Consider the following 21,521-nt stretch of genomic DNA (forward strand, 5'->3'; position numbering starts at 1 on the left):
CGCGTCGTCCGGAACCGGGCGGCCGCGGGCACCGTCCCACCGCCATGCACCTGCGCACCACCCTCACCGGCGTCACCGTCCTCGCCAGCCTCGCGGTCGCCGGCGGGGTGGGCTACCGCATCGGCCAGGAGGACGGGCCGGCCGGCACCCCGCCGCCGCCCCGCCTCGCGCTCGCCAACTCCGACCTCGCCGTCGCGTCGTCGTGCGACGCGCTGCTCGAGTCCTACGTGGACCGCGGGGTGGAGCAGGTCGGGGCCTGGGGCTGGGGAGGCGGCGTCGTCCTCCAGGAGGGCGACGTCAGCATGCCGCTCTCGTCCAGCGCGGCGGGTGGCGTCGAGCGGTCGATGCCGACGACCTCGCGCACGACCAGCGAGGAGTCCGGCACCAACGTCCAGGAGGCGGGCGTCGACGAGTCCGACGTGGTGAAGGTCGCCGGCTCCCTCCTGCTGCGGATGCGCGACGGCGCGCTCATGGCGTACGACGTCTCCGCCGGCACCCCGGCCCTGCTGTCGACGACCCGGATCCCCGACGCGCATGGCGCGGGCCGGGTCGGCGACCCGAGCGGCGAGCTGGTGCTCGTCGACGGTCGAGCGGTGGTCCTCGGCTCGACAGGTGGCAGCACCGTGGTCACGACCGTCGACCTGTCCGACCCGACCTCGCCGAGCATCGTCGACACCACGACGATCACCGGCCGGGCGTCTGCGGTGCGGGTGCACGGCGACGTGGTGCGCATCGTGGTCCGGTCCGACCTGCCCACGCTCGACTTCTCCAGCCCCGACGGGGCCCTCGGCGAGCTCCGCGCCGGGCTGCGCAACCGCGCGCTGGTGCGCGCCACGACCCTGGCCGACTGGCTCCCGACGGTCGACGGGCGGCCCGTCGTGGACTGCGACGACGTCGCCGTGCCCGACGACGAGACCCTGGCGCTCGGCACCACCACGGTCGTGGCCTTCGACCCGGCCGACCCCGCGGCGCGGACCGCCACCGCGGTCGCGACGGACTCCGACACGTCGTACTTCTCGGCCGACCGGTTCTACCTCGCCGCCGGCGCCCCGTCGTGGGGCTGGTCGGAGTGCCTGACCTGCCGGAGGCCGATGAGCGCCCCACGCGACACCACGCCGATCTTCGCCTTCGCGCTGGACGGCACCGACGCGACGTACGTCGCCTCCGGCGAGGTGCGCGGCACGATCGCCGACCGCTGGTCGGTGGACGCCGTCGGCGACTCGCTGCGGGTGGCTGTCGGTCCCGGCGTCGGCACCGCTGACGCGAACTCCGTCGTCACCCTCCGCGAGGAGGGCTCGTCGCTGGTCGAGGACGGTCGCGTCGACGGCCTCGGGGTCGGTGAGGAGATCACGTCCGTGCGGTGGTTTGACGACCTGGCGATCGTGGTCACCTTCCGCCAGACCGACCCGCTCTACGCCGTCGACCTCACCGACCCGGCCGCACCCGTCCTGCTCGGCGAGCTGAAGATCCCTGGCTACTCCGACTACCTCCACCCGCTCGGCGAGCACCGGCTGATCGGCATCGGGCAGGACGCCGACGCGCAGGGCGTCCTGCGGGGCGCGCAGGCCGCGCTCTTCGACGTCACCGACCTCACCGCGCCGCGGCAGATCGACGTGGTGCGCTACGACCGCGACACGTTCGCCGGCGCGAGCGCCGACCCGCGGCAGTTCACCTGGCTGCCCGACCAGCGCACCGCGCTCACCGTCGTCTCCCGGTTCGGGGCTGCCGGCACGACCGGCTGGGTTTCGGTCCTCTCGCTCGCCGACGGGGCGATGACCAACCGGATGGTCGACGTCGGCCCCGACGTCGACGGCGTGCGCCTGGTGCCGCTCGCCTCCGGGAAGGTCGTGCTGGTCACCGGCGACGACGTCTCGTTCCTGGCCCTGTGAGCCGCACGCGCACCGTCGTACCCTCGACACATGTGCCGCAACATCCGCCCGCTCAACAACTTCGAGCCGCCGGCGTCGCGTGACGAGGTCACGGCAGCCGCGCTGCAGTACGTCCGCAAGGTGGCCGGGACGACCAAGCCGTCGCAGGCCAACGAGGAGGCGTTCTACGCGGCCGTCAAGGAGATCGCCCACATCACCGAGCACCTCCTCGACGACCTGGTGACCACCGCGCCGCCGAAGAACCGCGAGGTCGAGGCGGCCAAGGCACGAGCCCGCGCGCAGGCGCGCTACGCGTGAGCGTCGCCGCGCCCGAGGGCGAGGCCCTCGACCTCCTGGCCGGCCGGCGGCTGGTCGTGCTGACCGGCGCCGGGCTCTCGACCGACTCCGGGATCCCGGACTACCGCGGGCCGGGCTCGCCGGCGCGGGCGCCGATGACCTATCAGGAGTTCGTCGGCAGCGAGGAGGCGCAGCAGCGCTACTGGGCGCGCTCGCACCTCGGCTGGCAGCGGATGGGACGGGCCCTGCCCAACGACGGACACCGGGCCCTCGCCGCGCTCGACCCGGACCTGCTGATCACCCAGAACGTCGACGGCCTGCACGAGGCGGCCGGCTCCCGGCAGGTGGTCGCCCTGCACGGACGGGTGGCCGACGTGATCTGCCTGTCGTGCCGCACGACCTCCTCGCGCGCCGACCTCGAGCGCGAGCTCGACGCGCTCAACCCCGGCTGGCTCGAGCGCCACGGCTGGGTCGAGTCCCGCCCCGACGGCGACGTGGACCTCGACGACACCCGCGACTTCGTGGTGCCGCGCTGCGGGTGCGGCGGACCGCTCAAGCCCCACGTGGTCTTCTTCGGCGAGAACGTCCCGCCCGAGCGCGTCGCGCGGTGCTACGCCGCCGTGGAGGAGCTCGGGACCTCCGGCGCGCTCCTCGTCGCCGGGTCGTCGCTGACGGTCATGAGCGGCCTGCGGTTCGTCAAGCGCGCGGCCGCCGGCGGCACGCCGATCGTCGTCGTCAACCGTGGTCAGACCCGCGGCGACGCGCTGGCGTCGTACAAGCTCGAGGTGGGGTGCAGCGAGTTCCTGACCGCCCTCGCGACCGCCACCAGAACCCCCGCCTAAGCGGTGCACCACGAACTTCTGGGGGTGTGTACGCCCCAAGAAGTTCGTGAACCCCCGCTGAGGCGGGGGTTCGAGTGACAGGGGTTCGGTCAATCGCCCTCAGCGGCGGACGAAGATGTGCTCGGCCGCCTCGGAGACCAGCTCGGCGGTCTCGCCGCCGGAGCCGATCAGGATGCCCTCGTCGGTGCGCGCGATGGTCACGGTCTGGCCGGGCACGGCCCCGACGCGACGGAGCAGGCCCATCAGGTCCTCGTCCTTCTGCATCTCCTCCGAGATCCGCTTCACGTGCACGCGCTGGTCCTCGGAACCGGCGGCCGCCGACAGCGGCTCGACGTTGTCCATGAAGTCCTCGCCGACCACGTCGCCGAGCTCGTCGAGGCCCGGGATCGGGTTGCCGTAGGGCGACTCGGTGGGGTGGTCGAGCAGGTCGAGCAGGCGACGCTCGACGGTCTCCGACATCACGTGCTCCCACCGGCACGCCTCGGCGTGCACGAGCTCCCAGTCGAGCCCGATGACGTCGGTGAGCAGCCGCTCGGCGAGCCGGTGCTTGCGCATCACCCGGGTCGCGAGGAGCAGGCCCTCCTCGGTGAGCTCGAGGTGGCGGTCGCCCTCCACCGTCAGCAGCCCGTCGCGCTCCATGCGGGCCACGGTCTGGGACACGGTCGGGCCGCTCTGGTGGAGCCGCTCGGCGATCCGCGCGCGCAGCGGGACGATGTCCTCCTCCACGAGCTCGTAGATCGTGCGGAGATACATCTCGGTGGTGTCGATCAGGTCACTCACGAGGCTCATTGTGTCGCATCGGCCAACCTCCGCACCCCACCCGCCCATGGCACAGTGAGACGGGTGAGCGAACTGATCGTGCCCCGACGCTTCTGCGGACCTCCCGACTCCGGCAACGGCGGCTGGACGGCGGGTGCGCTGGCCGCCCTCGACGACGCGGACTCGCCCGACGACCGGTCCGACGGCTGGCCGGCGATCGAGGTCACGTTGCGCCAGCCGCCGCCGCTCGACACCCCGCTCGTGGTGACCGCAGAGGGCGGGGTGACCACGGCGTCGTTCGGGGGTACGCCGATCGCGACCGCGCACCGCGCCGAGCGTGGCCTCGCCGAGGTGGATCCCGTCGGCCCCGCGGTGGCGGCGACCGCCGCGGCGTCGTACCCCGGGCTCGGGTTCCACCCGTTCCCGACGTGCTTCGCCTGCGGCACGTCGCGGGAGGAGGGCGACGGGCTGAGGATCTTCCCCGGCCCGGTCGACGCGGGCGAGCGAGCGTCGGGCGAGGAGCTGGTGGCCGCCCCGTGGACACCGCACCCGAGCCTGCACGAGGACTGGCACACCTACGTCGACGAGCACCCGCGTGCGTCCGTCGCGGTCACCTGGGCGGCGCTGGACTGCATCGGTGGCTGGGCGGGCGACCTGGGCGAGCGGCTGATGGTGCTGGGGCGGATGACCGCGCGAGTCGACGACCTGCCCGTCATCGGCGAGCCCCACGTCGTGGTCGGCGAGGACCGCGGCCGCGACGGCCGCAAGACCTTCACCGCGTCCACCCTCTACGACGCCGACGGTCGGGTGGTGGCCACGGCCGAGCACACGTGGATCGCGGTCGACCCGGCGATGTTCGGCGGTCAGGTCCCGTCGAGATGAGCGGGTTCGACACCCTTCCCCGCGCTTGAGAGGATGGGGACATGGCTGATTTGAACGATCCAATCCCGGCCGGCCGCGACGACTGGTGGCGCCACGCCGTCGTCTACCAGGTCTACGTGCGCAGCTTCGCCGACAGCGACGGCGACGGCATCGGCGACCTGCCCGGCATCACCTCGCGCCTCCCGCACCTCGCCGAGCTCGGCGTCGACGCGCTCTGGATCACGCCGTTCTACACGTCTCCGCAGCACGACCACGGCTACGACGTGGCCGACTACACCGACGTCGACCCGCTCTTCGGCCGGCTCTCCGACGCCGACGACCTCGTCGCGCGCGCCCACGAGCTCGGCCTGCGCGTGGTGGTCGACCTGGTGCCGAACCACACCTCCGACGAGCACGCGTGGTTCCAGGCGGCACTCGCCGCCGGACCCGGCAGCCCCGAGCGCGCGCGTTACCTCTTCCGCGACGACCCGACCGACCGACCCGGCACTCCCCCGAACAACTGGGAGTCCGTCTTCGGTGGTCCGGCATGGACCCAGGTCGACGACGGCCAGTGGTACCTCCACCTCTTCGACTCCACCCAGCCCGACCTCGACTGGCGCAACCCCGAGGTCCCCGAGATGTTCGAGGGCGTGCTGCGCTTCTGGCTCGACCGCGGCGTCGACGGCTTCCGGGTCGACGTGGCCCACGGCCTGTTCAAGGAGGCCTCGCTGCGCGACCAGGTCGTCGAGCCCGGCGGCCGGCCCGCCAGCGGCGCGGGCGAGATGGTGGAGCGCAACGTCAGCGACGAGCCGATGTGGGACCAGCCCGAGGTCCACGACGTCTACCGCTCCTGGCACCGGATCCTCGACGAGGCCGGCGCCGACCGGATGGCCGTCGCCGAGGCCTGGACCCAGACGCCCGAGTCGATGGCGGCGTTCGTCCGCCCCGACGAGCTCGACCAGACCTTCAACTTCGCCTGGCTGCTCGCCGACTGGTCCGCCGAGGCCTTCGCCGACGTCATCACCAGCACGCTCGCGGCGGTCGAGGGGGTGGGCGCGGCTCCGACGTGGGTGCTCAGCAACCACGACGTCGTACGCCACGTGACCCGCTACGGCGGCGGCGAGCAGGGCCTGGCCCGGGCCCGCGCGGCCACGCTGACGATGCTCGCGCTGCCCGGCTCGAGCTACCTCTACCAGGGCGAGGAGCTCGGGCTCGAGCAGGTCGACGTCGCCCCCGAGGACCGTCAGGACCCGTCGTACCTCCGCACCGGCGAGGTCGGCCGCGACGGCTGCCGGGTCCCGATCCCCTGGGCCGGCACCGAGGCGCCGTACGCCTTCGGGCCGGGCGCGGGCCAGCCCTGGATCCCGCAGCCCGACGACTGGGCCGCGCTGACCGTGGGCGCCCAGGCGACCGACCCGACCTCGACGCTGGCGTTCTACACCGACGCCCTCCGGATACGCCGCGGCTTCGCGTGGACCGCGGGCGAGGAGGTGTCGATGCTCGATCTCGGCGCCGACGTGGTCGCCTTCGAGCGCGGACCCATCACCGTGCTCCTCAACTGCGGCACGGCCCCGGTCGAGCTGCCCGCCGGCGAGGTGCTGCTGGCCAGCGGTCCCGTCGACGGCACGCTGCCGCCCGACACCGCCGCCTGGCTCCGCTGACCCTCACCACCACGACGTAGTCCCCTACGTTCTGGACGACCAGAACGTAGGGGACTACCGGGTCGAGCCGCCAAAGCCCGGTAGTCCCGGGGGGGACGTCAGTCGTCGGACAGCGCGGAGTTGTACGCCGCCAGCTGGCGGGAGAAGTGCGCCAGCTCGGCATCGCTCCAGCTCGCCAGCCGCTCGTCGAACCGGTCGCTGCGGCGACGGCTCATCGAGTCCAGGCGCGTGCGCCCCTCGTCGCTGGCACCCAGCAGGATCGCGCGCCGGTCCTCGGGGTCGGGCATCCGCTCGACGAGGCCGAGGTCGACGAGCGTCTGCACCTGGCGGCTGACGCCGCCCTTGTCCATCCCGAACGCGTCCGACAGGTCGGCGCCGCGCAACGGGCCCTCCTTCGCGAGGTGCGTGAGGATGAAGAACGTCATCGGGTGCAGGTCGGGGTGGACTTCCCGGGCCCGCTCCCCGATCACCCTCTTCACCCGCCGGATCAGCGTCCCGACCTCGGCCTCGATGCTGCGGAGGTCGTCGTACCGGGCGGCGGCGGAGGTGTCGTCCATGGGCGAAGTGTGGTCCATGGTGGCGCTGCGGCTCATGGTCGAGGCCCCTCTCACGCCTGCGGGGAGGCCGGCGAGACCTCGGCCAGGAGCTCGTCGTCGCGCTTCACCGAGGTGCGCAGGGGCACCTCCTTGATGAAGAGCACGGCGATGAGCGCGCCGATCGCGAACGGCAGGGCCACCAGGAAGATGTGGCCGGTCGCGTCGCCGAAGGCGCTCTCGAAGATCGCCCGCAGCGGCGCCGGGAGCGTCGACACGTCTGGGATGCTTCCGGTGTCATGGCCGACCTGCGAGGCGAGCTCGGGGTGGTCGGCGACCAGCTTGGTGAGGCCGGCTTGCACGGTGTCGGAGACCTGGTGGGCCAGCACCGCGCCGAGGGCGGCGATCCCGACCGACCCGCCGAGGGACCGGAAGAAGGCGACGACGGACGAGCCGGCACCCATGTCGGACAGGGCGATGGTGTTCTGCACGGCGAGCACGAGGTTCTGCATGGTCGCGCCGAGACCGAGGCCGAGGATCGCCATGAAGATGCCGGTGTGCCACAGCGGGGTGCTGGCGTCGATGGTCGAGAGCAGGCCGATGCCGATGATGACGGCGACCATGCCGCCGACGAGCCAGCGCTTCCAGATCCCGGTCGCGGAGATGATCCGGCCGCTGGTGATGCTGGAGACGAGCAGCCCGCCGACCATGCAGATCGACATCAGACCGGCCTCGGTCGGGCTCATGTCCTTGGCCCGCTGGAAGTAGAGGCTGAGGTAGACCGTCGAGCCGAACATGGCGACGCCGATCAGCACCGAGGCGATGGTGGCGAGGGTCAGCGTGCGGTCCTTGAACAGGTGCAGCGGGATGACCGGGTCCTTGGCGACGTTGGCCTCGACGTGCACGGCCGCGGCGATCACGGCGATCGCGCCGACCACCATCAGGCCGCTGGTCCACGAGATCCAGTCGAAGTTCTGGCCACCGAGGGAGACCCAGACGAGCAGGATCGACACGCCACCGACGAGGAGGAAGGCACCGAGGTAGTCGATGGTCACCTCCCGCTTGACGACCGGAAGCCGCAGCGTCTTCTGCAGCACGACGAAGGCGAGGAGCGCAACCGGGAGGCCGGCGAAGAAGCACCAGCGCCAGCCGACGGTGTCCACCAGGACGCCACCGACGAGGGGGCCGCTCACCGTGGCGAGGGCGAAGACCGCGCCGATGTAGCCGCTGTAGCGACCGCGCTCGCGCGGAGAGACCATCGAGGCGATGACGACCTGCACCAGCGCGGTGAGGCCACCGACGCCGAGACCCTGCACGACGCGGGCGCCGATGAGGACCTCCATCGACGGCGCGAAGCCGGCGATGAGCGAGCCGACGGAGAAGATGACGAGCGCCGACTGCACCAGCAGCTTCTTGTCGAAGAGGTCGGCGAACTTGCCCCAGATGGGGGTGGTGGCGGTCATGGCGAGCATCGTCGCGACGACGACCCAGGTGTAGCCGGTCTGGCTGCCCTTGAGGTCGTCCACGATCGTCGGGAGCGCGTTGCTGACGATCGTGCTGGAGAGCATCGCGACGAACATCGCGAGAAGGAGTCCGCTGAGGGCCTCGAGCACCTCGCGGTGGGTCATCTGGGCGTCCTGCTCGACGACCGGGACGGGGGGAGCCTGTGTCACGTGCGTGCCTACGATTCTTGGTTGCCGTGTGCAATAGTTGCTGACCACAACGATACGCCTCGACCGACCGTAGTACCACCCGGGGACGACGAGACCTGCCCCACATCCGATGCCACCTGCCGCTGGACTACCGCGGGCGGGAGGACGTACGACCCTCGACCGAGGCTCCGGGAAATGCAGCGACCCGCAGGCGTGCTGCTCCTCGGAGAGGGGCCCCGGCGGATGACACCGGGCGCCTGCGGGTCGGGTGGCTGCAGTGGATTCGCCGGCAGCTGTCGGCGGACCGGGCTGCCTAGCGGGCAGCCACCTCACTCATCCGAAAAGAACTCATTCTTCGGATCACCTCCCTTCTGTGTGCGTCCACCGTACGTCGGCACGCGGGGGCGCTCAACGGGTTAAGGCGAGCAGGGCCGGCACCTGGACTTGCACCTGCCGTGGCGTCATGTGGTCCGGTTGACCCACGTCCCACCCCTGAGAAGAAGGACCACCCATGAGCTTGCCGTTCGCCATCCCGCGCCAGGTCAAGATCGGAGACGCGGCCGCGTTCGTCGGCACCACACCCCGAGCGATCCGCCACTACCACGAGATCGGCCTGCTCCCCGAGCCCGAACGGGGTGCCGACGACCGCCGCCGCTACGGCTACGACGACATGATCAGCCTGCTGTGGATCCGCCGCATGGCCGACGCGGGGATCGCCCTCGACGACATGCGTACCGCCTTCGCCGAACCGTCTCCCGCTGACGCCGACGGCACCGACGACCACGACGTCGCGGCGATCCTGGAGCGGCTGGAGCGGACCCTCGCCGCGCGGGAGGTCGAGCTGCAGCAGCAGCGGAGCGCCGTGCAGCGCATGCGGACCGCGGGCAGCAGGAGAGGGCTGCTCTCCGACCTGGTGATCGCTCGCCTCACGAGCGTGCCAGAGGAGGCGCTGCGCCAGGCGGACCTCGACACCCTCCTCGTCACCGAGCGGATCTTCGGTCCGCTCGGAGCAGCCATCCAGGCCGGCCGGTTCGTCGCGCTGGCCGCCCACCCGGACCTGCAGGAGGAGTCCGACCGCGTGGACGCCGCCGAAGAGGCGCTCGACGACACGGTCGCCGTCGACGATCCTCGCGTGGAGCAGGTCGCTGCCCGACGGCACGCCTTCGAGCTGGCGTTGAACGTCGTCATCGAGACGTCGGGCCAGGCGGAGGAGGAGGAACGGTTCTTCGACTCCTGGGAGGCCTCGCAGCCCGACGACGCTGACGGCGCCGAGCCTGCCTCCGCGTCCGACCGCGGGTCGATGAGCGCCTCCGAGGCGATCGAGAAGATGCCCTACGACTTCTCCCCTGCCCGCCTGCGGTGCATCGAGCTCGTGGCGGAGAAGCTCGCCGCCCCGGGCACGCCCGCCGTCTAGTCCCGGCTCGCGGGAGCGGTCAGCCGACCACCTCGCCGACGGCCGACTCGAACTGCGAGCGGTAGAGCCGCGCGTAGGCGCCGCCGGCCTCCAGCAGCTCCTCGTGCGAGCCCTGCTCCACGATGGAGCCGTCCTCCATCACCAGGATCAGGTCGGCGTCGCGGATCGTGGAGAGCCGGTGTGCGATCACGAAGGACGTCCGGTCCGAGCGGAGCGCCGCCATCGCCTGCTGGAGCAGCAGCTCGGTGCGGGTGTCGACCGACGACGTCGCCTCGTCGAGGATCAGCAGCGCCGGGTCGGACAAGAAGGCGCGGGCGATCGTGACGAGCTGGCGCTCGCCGGCCGACAGGTTGGAACCGTCCTCGTCGATGACCGTGTCGTAGCCGTCGGGCAGCGAGTGCACGAAGCGGTCGACGAAGGTCGCCCGCGCCGCCTCGAGGATCTGCTCCTCCGTCGCGTCGGGTCGGCCGTAGGCGATGTTGTCGCGGATCGATCCGGCGAAGAGCCAGGTGTCCTGCAGCACCATCCCGATCCGGCTGCGCAGGACCCCCCGCGGGATCGAGGTGATGTCGACGCCGTCGATGAGGATCCGGCCGGACTGCGGGTCGTAGAACCGCATCACCAGGTTGACCATCGTCGTCTTGCCGGCGCCGGTCGGGCCGACGATCGCGACGGTGCTCCCCGGCTGCGCGGTCAGGTCGAGGTGCTCGATCAGCGGGCGCTCGGGCTCGTAGGAGAACGACACGTCCTCGAAGCGCACCTCCCCGTGGGCGTCGGCCGCCGCCGCGGCGCGACCGGTCTCCTCGACCAGCTCCTCGTCGGCGTCGAGCAGCTCGAAGACCCGCTCGGCCGAGGCGACGCCCGACTGGAGCAGGTTGAGCATCGAGGCGACCTGCGTCAGCGGCTGGGTGAACTGGCGGGAGTACTGGATGAACGCCTGCACGTCGCCGAGCGACATCGTCCCGCTCGCGACCCGGAGGCCGCCGAGGACGGCGATGACGACGTAGTTGAGGTTGCCGACGAACATCATGATCGGCATGATCAGCCCGCTCACGAACTGGGCGGAGTACGACGCCTCGTAGAGCTCGTCGTTCTGCTCGGCGAAGACCCGCTCGGCCTCGGCCTGGCGGCCGAAGACCTTGACGATCGAGTGTCCGCTGAAGGTCTCCTCGATGTGCGCGTTGAGGGTGCCGGTGCGGCGCCACTGCTGGACGAACATGCCCTGCGAGCGCTTCATCACCGCCCCGGTGACGAGCATCGAGATCGGCACCGAGACGAGCGCGACCATCGCCAGCAGCGGAGAGATCCAGAACATCATCGCGAGCACCGCGACGACGGTGAGCAGCGAGTTGAGCATCTGGCTCATCGTCTGCTGGAGCGTCTGGCTGATGTTGTCGATGTCGTTGGTGACCCGGCTCAGCAGCTCGCCGCGCGGCTGCTTGTCGAAGTAGCCCAGCGGGAGCCGGTGGACCTTGTCCTCGACCTCGGAGCGCATCCGCAGGACGGTGCCCTGCACGACGTCGTTGAGCAGGTAGCCGCCGAGCCACGCCAGCACCGACGCGGCGACGTAGACGATGAGCACCAGGAGCAGCACGTCGGCGACGGCCGAGAAGTCGACTCCGTCGGTCAGCTTCATCGAGGCGAGCATGTCGGCCCGCTTGGTCTCGCCCTGCGCCCGCAGCGCCTCGATGGCCTGCTGCTGCGTGGCACCGGAGGAGAGCACGTCCCGGCCGATCAGCCCGGCGAAGATCAGGTCGGTCGCCCGCCCCAGGATCCTCGGCCCGACGGCGGTCGCGACCACGCTCAGCACGGTCAGCGCGAGGACGGCGTACGCCTTGTGGCGCGCGGGGTGCAGCCGCGCGAGGAGCCGCTTGAGCGAGGGCCAGAAGGTGTCGGCCTTCTGGCCGATCATCCCGCCGCCCATCGGACCACGCCCCGGACCGCCGGGACCCTGCTGGACCCGCTCGGTCTCCTTCATCTGCCCGCCGGCGGCGGGCTTGGACTCGGTCATGCCACCTCCTCGGCGGTGAGCTGGGACTGGACGATCTCCTGGTAGGTCGAGCAGGTCTCGAGGAGCTCGTCGTGGGTGCCGGTGCCGACGACCTCGCCGTCCTCCATCACGACGATCCGGTCGGCGTGACGGATGGTCGCGACGCGTTGCGCCACGATCACCACCGTCGAGTCGCGGGTCACCGGTCTGAGCGCGGCCCGCAGCCGGGCGTCGGTCGTGAGGTCGAGCGCGGAGAAGGAGTCGTCGAAGAGATAGATGGCGGGTCGGCGGATGACGGCTCGCGCGATCGCCATCCGCTGGCGTTGCCCGCCGCTGAGGCTGGAGCCACCCTGGGCGACCTCGGCGTCGAGGCCGTCGGGCATCGCCTCGACGAAGTCACGGGCCTGCGCGATCTCCAGCGCCTGCCACATCTCCTCCTCGGTGGCGTCGGGCTTGCCGTAGCGCAGGTTGTCGGCGATGGTCCCGCGGAAGAGGAAGGCCTTCTGCGGCACCAGCCCGAGCCGCGACCAGAGCGTCTCCGGCTCCAGGTCGCGCACGTCGATGCCACCGACCCGCACGCTCCCGCCGGTCGCGTCGAACAGGCGCGGCACCAGGTTGACCAGCGTCGACTTGCCGGCGCCGGTCGAGCCGACGATGGCCACCGTCTCGCCTGGTCCGGCGGCCAGCGCCACCGACCGCAGCACGGGCTCGTCGGCACCGGGGTAGGCGAAGGTGACGCCGTCGAGCTCGAGGGTGAGCCGCTCGGGAAGTCGCGCGACCGGGTCGGCCGGCGGGACCACCGAGGAGTCGGTGTCGAGGACCTCGGAGATGCGCTCGGCGCAGACCGAGGCGCGGGGCACCATCATCAGCATGAACATCGCCATCATCACCGACATCACGATCTGCATCAGGTAGGAGATGTAGGCGGTGATCGCGCCGACCTCCATGTGCCCGCCCTCGACCCGGTGCCCGCCGAACCACAGCACTCCGACGGTCGCGACGTTGGCCACGATCATCACGGTGGGGAACATCAGCGCCTGAAGCCTTCCGGTGCGGACCGCCACGTCGGTGAGCTGCTGGTTGGCCCCGCCGAAGCGCTCGGTCTCGTGCTCCTCGCGGACGAACGCCCGCACCACTCGTACGCCGGTGATCTGCTCGCGCAGCAGCCGGTTGACCTCGTCGATGCGCTCCTGCATGAGCCGGAAGCTCGGCACCATCTGGCGCACGATCAGACCGATCGAGGCGCCGAGGACGGGCACGACCGCGAGAACCAGCCACGAGAGGCCGATGTCCTCGCGCGCCGCCATGATGATGCCGCCGACCATCATGATCGGCGCGGACACCATCAGCGTGCCGCCCATCAGCACGAGCATCTGCACCTGCTGGACGTCGTTGGTCTCGCGGGTGATGAGCGACGGCGCGCCGAACTGCTGCACCTCGCGGGCCGAGAAGGACCCGACCCGGTGGAAGATCGCGGCGCGCAGGTCGCGGCCGAAGCCCATCGCGTTGCGCGCGGAGAACCACACCGCGGTGATCGAGCAGACGACCTGGACCAGCGAGACGGCGAGCATGAAGCCGCCGTGGCGCACGATGTAGCCGGTGTCGCCGGTGACCACGCCCCTGTCGATGATGTCGGCGTTGAGGCTCGGCAGGTAGAGGGCGGCCATGGTGCCGACGAACTGCAGCGCGACGACGGCGGCGAGCGGTGCGGCGTACGGCCGGAGGTAGGTGCGGACGAGTCGGAGCAGCATCAGGGTTCCTGGGTGGTGGAGGCGGGCACGAGCACGCCGTGGAGCACGGTGTCGACGATCTCCTCGGCGGTCAGCGGGTGGCCGTCGGAGATGTGGGGGTGGGTGCCGGAGAAGGTCAGCAACCGCACCATGTGCATCAGGTGGCCGGGCGGCACGCGCAGCTCGGCGCGGTGCGGCTCGGCGAGGGCCTCGAGGATCAGCGCCACCCGCTCGCGCTCGGCCTCCATGTGACGCCTGGCCTTGGGCGGGCCGACCAGGCCCATCCGCGACATCAGCGTGAAGACACGTTCGAAGCGGTGCTGGAAGAGCTCGACCACCTCGAGCAGGAGGGCTGCCAGCGGCTGGTCGGGGTCGACCTGCTGGAGCTGGGCGATGAACGGCTCGAGGTCCAGAGCCTGCTCGAGCGCCGTGGTGACGAGGTCGTCCTTGGAGTCGAAGACCCGGAAGATCGTGCCCTCGGCGACGCCCGCCGCGTCGGCGATCTGCTTCGTCGTCACGGTGCGACCGTGCTCGACGAGCAGCGGGACTGTGGCGGTGACGAGGGCTGCCCGGCGATCGTCGGGGGCCATCGGACGGGCTCGGGGACTCACGCCTCGAGGTTAGTGAGTGAGCGCTCACTCAGCAAGCCCTCTTCCATTTCCGGGGATGTTCCTCGACCGTGCCGTCGTGCTCGACTCGTGCCATGAGCCGTCTCGACAAGTTCCTCAACTCGACGTTCATCGACCAGTACGGCGCCGCGCTGGCACCGTCCTTCGACTTCGTCGACACCAGCGCCGGCGCGGAGATCGACGTGCCCCGCGACCCGCAGTCGGTGAGCTCCGCGGTCCAGAAGCTCTGTGCCGACCTCGGTCACGCCGTGGCCGGGACGAGCGAGGACCAGCTCGAGATCGCGGTGATCACCAAGAAGACGTTGATGAGCTGGGAGAACGCGACCGGGATCGTCATCACGCCGACCCCGCAGGGCTCGCACGTCGCGGTCTTCATGCAGAACATGCCCGGGCGCCCGAAGGCCCTGCTCGACGGCAAGAAGAACAAGAAGATGGCCCAGAAGCTCGCCGACCAGATCAAGGCCGCCGTCTGACGGTGCCCCGTTTGTAGAGTCTCGGCGTGCGCGCACCGCGGGGGCTCCAGGTCGTCGTGGTCCTGCTCGTCCTCCTCGCGCTCGGCGCCGGACTCGCTGCGGGCGTCTCCAGCGCGCTCGGCATCCGGGTGGAGCCGAAGGAGGTGCCCGTCGAGCGCCTCCACGCCGCTGCACCGCGCGACGCCGTGGCTCCTCCGCGCATCACCGAGGTCGACGCCCCCGACTCCGAGCGGATGGCCGTCGCGCTCGACGAGCTGGCCGACGCCACCTCGGGCGAGACGCGCGGTCGGACCACCCTCGTCGTACGGCACGACGAGGGTCCGCGTGACGACGACTCGTACCGGCTCTCGGGCGACGCGCGTCGCCTGCGGATCGACGCGAGCAGCGAGACCGGAGCCGTCCGCGGCGTCTACGACCTCGCCGCGGCGGCCCGCGCGCACCGCGACCTGACCGAGGCGGTCGGGACGACGGTGACCTCCGAGCTGCCGTTCCGGATGGTCGACCTCGGCGCGGCCGGCGTCGACCCCGACCCGGCCCAGTGGCGCGGCGGCACCGACTACTCCCACTACTCCCGCGCCTTCGAGGACGTCTTCCTCGACGACGCGCCCTACATCGACCAGACCGCCCTGGCGACGGCCCGCGGGAGCGTGCTCGACTTCGCCCACCACGTGCTCGCGCAGGGCTACAACGCGGTCGCTGTCCCAGGGTTCCTCGAGTACGTCACCTTCGACGCGATCCCGGAGGTCTACGCCGACGATCCGGAGTACGCCGCTCGTGCGCGGGCGATGCGCGAGGCCTTCGGCCCGATCTGGGCCGAGCTCGACGGCCTCGGCCTCGACGTCTACCTCCGCACCGACATGCTCACCCTGAGCGCGCCGCTGGAGCGCCACCTCACCGAGCGCTACGACCTCGACGCAGGCGACCCGGACCTCTGGCAGGTCTACGAGACGGCGCTCGACGAGATCTACGCCGAGCTGCCGCAGCTGTCCGGCGTCGTGCTGCGCATCGGCGAGGGTGGCAGCATCTACAACTCCCCCGGCATCGACTTCTACTCCGAGATCTCGGTGACCACCGCCCCCGCCGTCCGGGCGATGCTCGGGGCCCTCACCGACCAGGCCGAGCGGGCGGACAAGGACGTCGTCTTCCGCACCTGGAGCGTCGGGGTCGGAGCGGTCGGCGACATGCACACCGACCCCGCGTCCTACGACGAGGTGCTCTCGGGCATCGACTCGCCGCGGCTCGTCGTGTCCACGAAGTACAGCCTCGGTGACTTCTACTCGTGGCTCCCGCTCAACGACACCCTCGAGCAGGGCGACCAGCGCCGGATCGTCGAGCTGCAGAGCCGCCGCGAGTTCGAGGCGTTCGGCGCGGTGCCCAACGACCTCGGGGTGCTGCACCAGCTGGCCCTGAGGAGGTTCATCGCGGCCAACCCGCGCGTCGAGGGGATCTGGACGTGGACGCAGGACGGCGGGCCGTGGCGCGCCGGTCCGATGTCGCTGCTGCTGACGAGCGGCTTCTGGCAGCTCTACGACCTCAACACCGACGTCGCCGCCCGGCTCGCCCGCGACCCGGACACCGACCCGGCAGAGGTCACCGCCGACTGGGTGCGCCGCTGGCTCAGCACCGACCCCGACACCGTCGCCAAGGTCACCGAGGCGATGGCGATGTCGCGCGAGGCCGTGCCCCACGGGCAGTACGTCCCGCAGTTCGCCGAGGTGCGCGCCTTCGCGCTCGGTCTCGAGCCGCCACCGCAGATGCTGCTCTTCGAGTGGGACATCCTCACCGGCGACACCGCCGTGCTCGACGTCCTCTACGCGATCGCGCGCGACTCTGCCCCTGAAGACGGCGCAGTGGACGGTGTGACGGCAGCGATCGACGACGGCCAGCACGCGGTCGACGTCGCCACCTCGATGCGCGAGCTGGTGAGGAGCACGGACCCCACAACGTTCGGCGACCCGGCGATGCGCGAGCAGCTCCTGGCCTCCCTCGACTACCAGGTCGACCTCTACGCCGTCCTCGGCGCCTATCGCGAGATGATGCTGCGCCACGCGCTGTGGCTCGACACCGGCGAGGGCCGCGAGGTCTGGCAGACCGCGCGGGAGCGGTTCGACGCGGCCGCCGCGCCGCACGAGGCGACGTACGGCGAGGAGCTGGAGCTGCCGGCCTACAACCTCACCGCCGCGAGGATCGGCGAGCAGCGCGCCGTGCGGGACCCGGCCATGGCGTGGCTCGCCCGTGGCGGTCTGCTCGCCCTGCTGCTGGCGCTCGGCCTGACCCGCACCGGCCGCACGATGATCCGCACGACCGCGACGCCGTGGCGCTCGCCGGGTCCCGTGTCGCGGGTGCTGGTCGTGGCGATCCCGCTCGTCGCGGTGGCGTGGAGCCGGCTGGTGCTCACGTGGTTCCTGGCTCCGAGCCACCTGCTGCTCGTCGGCACCGGCTGGGTCGTGCTGGCCGTCGGCGTGCTGGCCACGACGGCCCTGACGCGGTCGTGGCACGTCGCCACCGCGGTCGGCGGGGCGGTGACCGTCCGGTCGCTGCTCCTGCTCGTCGTGCTGTCCGTGCGCGGTCCCGGCGGCTACTGGTTCGCCTTCTGGACCGAGCCCGGCGTGCGGTCGGCGTACGTCGTCGGGTCCTTCGTGCTCGCCGGCTGGGTGCTGGCGGCGCTGCTCTGGTCGCTGGCGGCCCACCTCGGGGCGCGGCGGGCGACCGCTGCGACGGTCGGCACGATCGGCTCGGTGCTCCTGCTCCTCGGCGGCATGCTCGCGTCCGTCGGCCTCGAGGACGCGCTCACCGTGTGGAACGACCAGATGGCGCTGCTGCCCTGGGGCATGGCCCGGATCCTCGGGATCACCACGTTCCTCGGCATCCCGACGACCCTGCCGACCTTCGTGCTCGCGTCCGGCGGTGCGCTGGTCCTGGCTGCGATCGCGCTCGGACTCCCGAAGCGAAGGCGGGCAGTCACCGGCGCTGAGGTCGGTCCTACGGTGCCAGCCGCTCGGTGACCCAGCCGTCGCCGTCGCGGCGGTAGACCAGCCGGTCGTGCATCCGGCTGGGACGGCCCTGCCAGAACTCCACGGTCTCGGGCGCGACGCGGTAGCCGCCCCAGGTCGGCGGCACGGGCACCTCGTCACCCACGGCCCCGAAGCGCTCCTCGGTGTCGGCGTACGCCGCCGCGAGCTCCGCGCGCGAGGCGACCGGTCGCGACTGGGCGGAGGCCCAGGCACCGAGCTGTGCGCCGCGTGGCCGCGAGTGGAAGTAGGTGGCGACCTCGTCGTCGCCGAGCACGGCGGCGACGCCCTCGACTCGCACCTGGCGCTCGAGCGGGTGCCAGGGGAAGAGCAGCGCGCAGTGGGGGTTGGCGGCGAGCTCCTCACCCTTGCGCGAGGCGCGGTTGGTGAAGAACACGAAGCCCTCCGCACCGACGCCCTTGAGCAGGACCATCCGGCTCGACGGCCGCGCGTCGGAGGTGGCGGTCGCGAGCACCATCGCGTTGGGCTCGTGGACCCCGGCGGCCACCGCCTGCTCGAGCCAGCGCTCGAACATCTCGATCGGGTCGGCGGCCAGGTCGGGCAGGTCGAGCCCGCCCCGGCCGTACTCCTCACGCAGTCCGCTCAGGTCCATGGCGCCGAGCGTAGACGCCGGGTGCAGAATGAGCCGGTCCCTACGAAGGAGTGGCATGACCGAGATCCAGCACGGCCTCGAGGGCGTGGTCGCGTTCGAGACGCAGATCGCCGAGCCCGACAAGGAAGGCTCGGCCCTGCGCTACCGCGGCGTCGACATCGAGGACCTCGTCGGACGGGTGCCGTTCGAGAACGTCTGGGGCCTCCTCGTCGACGGCTCCTACACCCCCGGCCTGCCGCCGGCCGAGCCCTACAACATCTCGATCCACACCGGTGACGTGCGTGCCGACGTGCAGGCCGCCGTCGCGATGCTCGCGCCGATGCTCGGCATGGGCCAGACCTACGACATCTCCGACGAGCAGGCCCGGCTCGACCTGTCGCGCGTGGCGGTGATGGTGCTGTCGTACGCCGCCCAGTCCGCGCGCGGCCTCGGCAAGCCGGTCGTCACGCAGGCCGAGGTCGACCAGGGCACGACGCTCGCCGAGCGGTTCCTGATCCGCTGGCGCGGCGAGGCCGACCCGAAGCACGCCCACGCCATCGACGCCTACTGGTCCTCGGCCGCCGAGCACGGCATGAACGCCTCCACCTTCACGGCCCGCGTCATCACCTCGACCGGCGCCGACGTCGCCGCCGCCTTCTCGGGCGCGATCGGTGCGATGTCCGGCCCGTTGCACGGCGGCGCCCCCTCGCGCGTGCTCGGCATGATCCAGGAGGTCGAGAAGCGCGACGGCGACGCGGCGTCCTACGTCAAGGAGCTGCTCGACGCAGGCGAGCGGCTGATGGGCTTCGGGCACCGCGTCTACCGTGCCGAGGACCCGCGCGCCCGCGTGCTGCGCCGCACCGCCAAGGAGCTCGACGCACCTCGCTACGAGGTCGCCGAGGCGCTGGAGAGGGCCGCCCTCGCCGAGCTCCGCGAGCGTCGCCCCGACCGGGTGCTCGAGACCAACGTCGAGTTCTGGGCGGCGATCGTCCTCGACTTCGCCGAGGTGCCGGCCCACATGTTCACCTCGATGTTCACCTGCGCCCGCACCGGCGGCTGGTCCGCGCACATCCTCGAGCAGAAGACCACCGGTCGCCTGATCCGGCCGTCGGCCGTCTACGCCGGCCCGAGCACCCGCCCGGCCAGCCACGTCGCGGGCTGGGACCAGGCCTGGGGCAGCTGACCCTCACACCGCCGGTTGAGCAGCGAGCGCAGCGACCCACCGCCGGTTGAGCAGCGAGCGCAGCGACCCACCGCCGGTTGAGCAGCGAGCGCCAGCGACCCACCGCCGGTTGAGCAGCGAGCGCAGCGACCCACCGCCGGTTGAGCAGCGAGCCACCGCCGGTTGAGCAGCGAGCGCCAGCGAGCGTGTCGAAACCCAGGTGCCACGAGTCCTGGGTTTCGACACGGGCGCCAGGGCGCCCTGCTCAACCGGCGGAGGGGCGGTTCTCCAGGGAGCACGCCGGCGTGCCGCCGGGCAGGCGTGAGCGGTTGTCGGCGACCCAGCGATAGACCCGGCGGGCGATCGGCGACCCGATGCGCGACGTCATGCATCGCCCCACGAGGCGCCACGGCAACGGACCGGTCCCGAGGATGCCGGCCCACGCGGCGTGGCCGTAGGCGACGGCGCCGTCGGGCGCGACGTACGCCATCTCCACGAGCGCGCGATCCTCGTCGACGCCCCACTGGGAGAGGTCGACGGTCTGCAGGGCGACCGCGTCGACGTCGACGCCGAGGCGTGGCACGAGTGCCGCGGTCTTCATGCAGAAGCCGCAGTCCCCGTCGTTGAGCATCACGCCTCGCTGCATGCCGCCAGCCTACTGAGGACTCAGGCAGCGGGAGGCTGCGCGAAGTACCAGGACGTGAGTCCCTTGGCGCCCTTGCGAGACAGCGAGACGTGCACGTGGTCACGGTGGCGCAGCGTCGGGGAGCACGTCTTCTTCGTGCGGCAGCCCGAGCTGAGGTACTTCTTGGCGACGAAGCTGTCGTAGGAGGCGTACATCGTGTCGTTCCAGATGACGTACATGACGCCCATCCGCCGGGCCAGCGCGTGCGGCTGGCCGGTGTCGTCGGGCGCGAACAGCTCTGCGAGCAGGGCGTCGGCGAGCGCCTTGTCGGCCGGGTCGCTCGCGTCGAGCAGCCAGTCGAAGGCGCGTGACTCCTTGTGCTCGCTGGTGCTGGTGCCCGCACACGAGCGGCTGATCGGGCCGTAGCCGCCGCCTCGCGCGACCAGCCAGTCGGCGAACGCCAGGATGCCCGCGCCCGGAGTCTGGTTGCACTTCTTCTGCGGCTGGTAGCGGGCGTAGGACTCGATCGGCATCAGGTACGGCGCGGACGACGTGACGATCCCGCGACGGGCGTCCGGGGGGTCGGCCGCCACGACGCCGGCTCCCCCGAGCACGAGGCCCAGCACCAGGACGACGGTCCCCGAGATGAGTGCGGAGATGCGCTTCGACGCTTGCACGAGATGCCCCACCCTTCCCTGTGATCACACGTAACCCAGCGACCGTAGGTGGGCCCGCGAGGCACCGTCAGGGGTTCGTGCGAACTACAGATCTGTAGTTCGTACGAGACCGCCGGTCGGGCACGGAGCGTGTCGAGACCCGGGTGCCACGAGTCCTCGTTTCGACACGGGCGCCAGAGCGCCCTGCTCAACCGGCGGAGCCGCCTGCTCAACCGGCGGAGCCGCCTGCTCAACCGGCGGAGCCGGTGGCGGCGGTGTCGATGCGGCGCCCGAAGCACCGGCTCAGGTCCGACCCGGCGTAGTGGCCGAACCCCTCGATCGGCTCGTAGCCCGACGAGAGGTAGAGCGAGATCGCCTCCGGCTGCCGCATCCCCGTCTCGAGGACGAGGGCGCCGTAGCCGGCCTCGGCGGCGGTGACCTCGAGGTGGGCGAGCATCCGCCGGGCGATGCCGCGGCGCTGGGCGGCAGGGACGACGTACATCCGCTTCACCTCGGCGGTGACGTCGGCGCCGAGAGCCCTGACCGTGCTGCGCCGCCAGGCGCCGGTGGCGACCGGGGTTCCGTCGAGGTAGCCGACGAAGAACCTGCCGAGCGGATCCTCGAAGTCCATCGGATCGATGGGCGAGTCGTCGCGGCCTCCGTAGCGGACGACGTACTCCTCCTGGACCGCCTCGACGAGCAGCCGGGCGTCCGGATGGGTGATCGGCACCCGCTGGATCTGCAGGTCGTCACCACTCACGGTGGG

19 protein-coding genes are annotated in these 21,521 nt (G+C 71.6%); 9 read left to right on the plus strand and 10 right to left on the minus strand.

The features are described from left to right. Positions 1 to 44: 44 nt before the first annotated feature. The 3 genes from IEZ25_RS20300 to IEZ25_RS20310 are packed head-to-tail and all read left to right on the plus strand — an operon-like array spanning position 45 to position 3,007. On the plus strand, positions 45 to 1,889 hold the full coding sequence (locus IEZ25_RS20300) for a beta-propeller domain-containing protein (protein WP_191201301.1): 1,845 nt from the start codon (positions 45 to 47) through the stop codon (positions 1,887 to 1,889). Positions 1,890 to 1,919: 30 nt separating this feature from the next. Next, entirely contained in the window at positions 1,920 to 2,186 is a 267-nt protein-coding gene (locus IEZ25_RS20305; protein ID WP_191201302.1) for a DUF2277 domain-containing protein, read from the plus strand. Continuing rightward, positions 2,183 to 3,007, plus strand: a complete 825-nt coding sequence (locus tag IEZ25_RS20310; protein WP_191201303.1) for a Sir2 family NAD-dependent protein deacetylase — start codon at positions 2,183 to 2,185, stop codon at positions 3,005 to 3,007. Before IEZ25_RS20305 ends, IEZ25_RS20310 begins: the two co-directional genes overlap by 4 nt. Before the next feature lie 99 nt (positions 3,008 to 3,106). Here IEZ25_RS20310 and IEZ25_RS20315 read toward each other — a convergent pair whose 3' ends face one another. Next, positions 3,107 to 3,787 carry a metal-dependent transcriptional regulator gene (locus tag IEZ25_RS20315; RefSeq protein ID WP_191201304.1) on the minus strand — a complete coding sequence of 227 codons (681 nt, stop codon included), beginning with the start codon at positions 3,785 to 3,787 and terminating at the stop codon, positions 3,107 to 3,109. 63 nt (positions 3,788 to 3,850) lie between these two features. Here IEZ25_RS20315 and IEZ25_RS20320 point away from each other — a divergent pair, with 63 nt between their 5' ends. Then, positions 3,851 to 4,648 carry a hotdog family protein gene (locus IEZ25_RS20320; RefSeq protein ID WP_224749399.1) on the plus strand — a complete coding sequence of 266 codons (798 nt, stop codon included), beginning with the start codon at positions 3,851 to 3,853 and terminating at the stop codon, positions 4,646 to 4,648. A 41-nt stretch (positions 4,649 to 4,689) separates the two neighbouring features. Then, positions 4,690 to 6,288 (plus strand): glycoside hydrolase family 13 protein, encoded by a 1,599-nt coding sequence (locus IEZ25_RS20325; protein WP_191201306.1) that lies wholly within the window; start codon positions 4,690 to 4,692, stop codon positions 6,286 to 6,288. A gap of 98 nt (positions 6,289 to 6,386) precedes the next feature. Here the strand turns inward: IEZ25_RS20325 and IEZ25_RS20330 are convergent, their stop codons facing one another. Both IEZ25_RS20330 and IEZ25_RS20335 read right to left on the minus strand, forming a co-directional pair. Continuing rightward, the gene (locus IEZ25_RS20330; RefSeq protein ID WP_191201307.1) at positions 6,387 to 6,845 is read right to left on the minus strand and encodes a MarR family winged helix-turn-helix transcriptional regulator; all 459 of its coding nucleotides are present in this window, start codon (positions 6,843 to 6,845) and stop codon (positions 6,387 to 6,389) included. A 50-nt stretch (positions 6,846 to 6,895) separates the two neighbouring features. Further along, on the minus strand, positions 6,896 to 8,494 hold the full coding sequence (locus IEZ25_RS20335) for an MDR family MFS transporter (RefSeq protein WP_318152369.1): 1,599 nt from the start codon (positions 8,492 to 8,494) through the stop codon (positions 6,896 to 6,898). 490 nt (positions 8,495 to 8,984) lie between these two features. On the opposite strand from IEZ25_RS20335, the gene IEZ25_RS20340 reads away from it, so the two are divergent. Next, the gene (locus IEZ25_RS20340; protein WP_191201308.1) at positions 8,985 to 9,887 is read left to right on the plus strand and encodes a helix-turn-helix domain-containing protein; all 903 of its coding nucleotides are present in this window, start codon (positions 8,985 to 8,987) and stop codon (positions 9,885 to 9,887) included. Positions 9,888 to 9,906: 19 nt separating this feature from the next. Here IEZ25_RS20340 and IEZ25_RS20345 read toward each other — a convergent pair whose 3' ends face one another. Genes IEZ25_RS20345 through IEZ25_RS20355 form a run of 3 tightly spaced genes read right to left on the minus strand, consistent with a single transcriptional unit; the run spans position 9,907 to position 14,218 of the window. Continuing rightward, the gene (locus tag IEZ25_RS20345) at positions 9,907 to 11,898 is read right to left on the minus strand and encodes an ABC transporter ATP-binding protein (protein ID WP_318152370.1); all 1,992 of its coding nucleotides are present in this window, start codon (positions 11,896 to 11,898) and stop codon (positions 9,907 to 9,909) included. After that, positions 11,895 to 13,628, minus strand: a complete 1,734-nt coding sequence (locus IEZ25_RS20350; RefSeq protein WP_191201309.1) for an ABC transporter ATP-binding protein — start codon at positions 13,626 to 13,628, stop codon at positions 11,895 to 11,897. Before IEZ25_RS20350 ends, IEZ25_RS20345 begins: the two co-directional genes overlap by 4 nt. After that, the gene (locus IEZ25_RS20355) at positions 13,628 to 14,218 is read right to left on the minus strand and encodes a TetR/AcrR family transcriptional regulator (RefSeq protein WP_318152371.1); all 591 of its coding nucleotides are present in this window, start codon (positions 14,216 to 14,218) and stop codon (positions 13,628 to 13,630) included. Before IEZ25_RS20355 ends, IEZ25_RS20350 begins: the two co-directional genes overlap by 1 nt. 92 nt (positions 14,219 to 14,310) lie before the next feature. On the opposite strand from IEZ25_RS20355, the gene IEZ25_RS20360 reads away from it, so the two are divergent. Further along, complete coding sequence (locus tag IEZ25_RS20360; protein ID WP_191201310.1) at positions 14,311 to 14,709, plus strand: hypothetical protein; 399 nt, start codon at positions 14,311 to 14,313, stop codon at positions 14,707 to 14,709. 26 nt (positions 14,710 to 14,735) lie between these two features. After that, positions 14,736 to 17,714 (plus strand): hypothetical protein, encoded by a 2,979-nt coding sequence (locus tag IEZ25_RS20365; protein WP_191201311.1) that lies wholly within the window; start codon positions 14,736 to 14,738, stop codon positions 17,712 to 17,714. On the opposite strand, the gene pdxH is transcribed toward IEZ25_RS20365, so the two are convergent. Continuing rightward, a complete protein-coding gene (gene pdxH, locus IEZ25_RS20370; RefSeq protein ID WP_191201312.1) occupies positions 17,692 to 18,333 on the minus strand; it encodes a pyridoxamine 5'-phosphate oxidase in 642 nt (213 codons plus the stop codon). The two genes, IEZ25_RS20365 and pdxH, sit on opposite strands and share 23 nt — an antisense overlap. A gap of 55 nt (positions 18,334 to 18,388) precedes the next feature. Here pdxH and IEZ25_RS20375 point away from each other — a divergent pair, with 55 nt between their 5' ends. Beyond that, positions 18,389 to 19,495 carry a citrate synthase 2 gene (locus IEZ25_RS20375; RefSeq protein WP_191201313.1) on the plus strand — a complete coding sequence of 369 codons (1,107 nt, stop codon included), beginning with the start codon at positions 18,389 to 18,391 and terminating at the stop codon, positions 19,493 to 19,495. Between the two features lie 244 nt (positions 19,496 to 19,739). Here the strand turns inward: IEZ25_RS20375 and IEZ25_RS20380 are convergent, their stop codons facing one another. From IEZ25_RS20380 to IEZ25_RS20390, 3 genes are all read right to left on the minus strand, one after another. Further along, positions 19,740 to 20,120 carry a thiol-disulfide oxidoreductase DCC family protein gene (locus tag IEZ25_RS20380; protein ID WP_191201314.1) on the minus strand — a complete coding sequence of 127 codons (381 nt, stop codon included), beginning with the start codon at positions 20,118 to 20,120 and terminating at the stop codon, positions 19,740 to 19,742. A gap of 20 nt (positions 20,121 to 20,140) precedes the next feature. Then, a complete protein-coding gene (locus IEZ25_RS20385) occupies positions 20,141 to 20,776 on the minus strand; it encodes a hypothetical protein (RefSeq protein ID WP_191201315.1) in 636 nt (211 codons plus the stop codon). A 229-nt stretch (positions 20,777 to 21,005) separates the two neighbouring features. After that, positions 21,006 to 21,515 (minus strand): GNAT family N-acetyltransferase, encoded by a 510-nt coding sequence (locus IEZ25_RS20390; protein ID WP_318152372.1) that lies wholly within the window; start codon positions 21,513 to 21,515, stop codon positions 21,006 to 21,008. Between the last annotated feature and the right edge of the window lie 6 nt (positions 21,516 to 21,521).

It is taken from the genome of Nocardioides hwasunensis, from assembly GCF_014779665.1.
Lineage (GTDB): Bacteria > Actinomycetota > Actinomycetes > Propionibacteriales > Nocardioidaceae > Nocardioides > Nocardioides hwasunensis.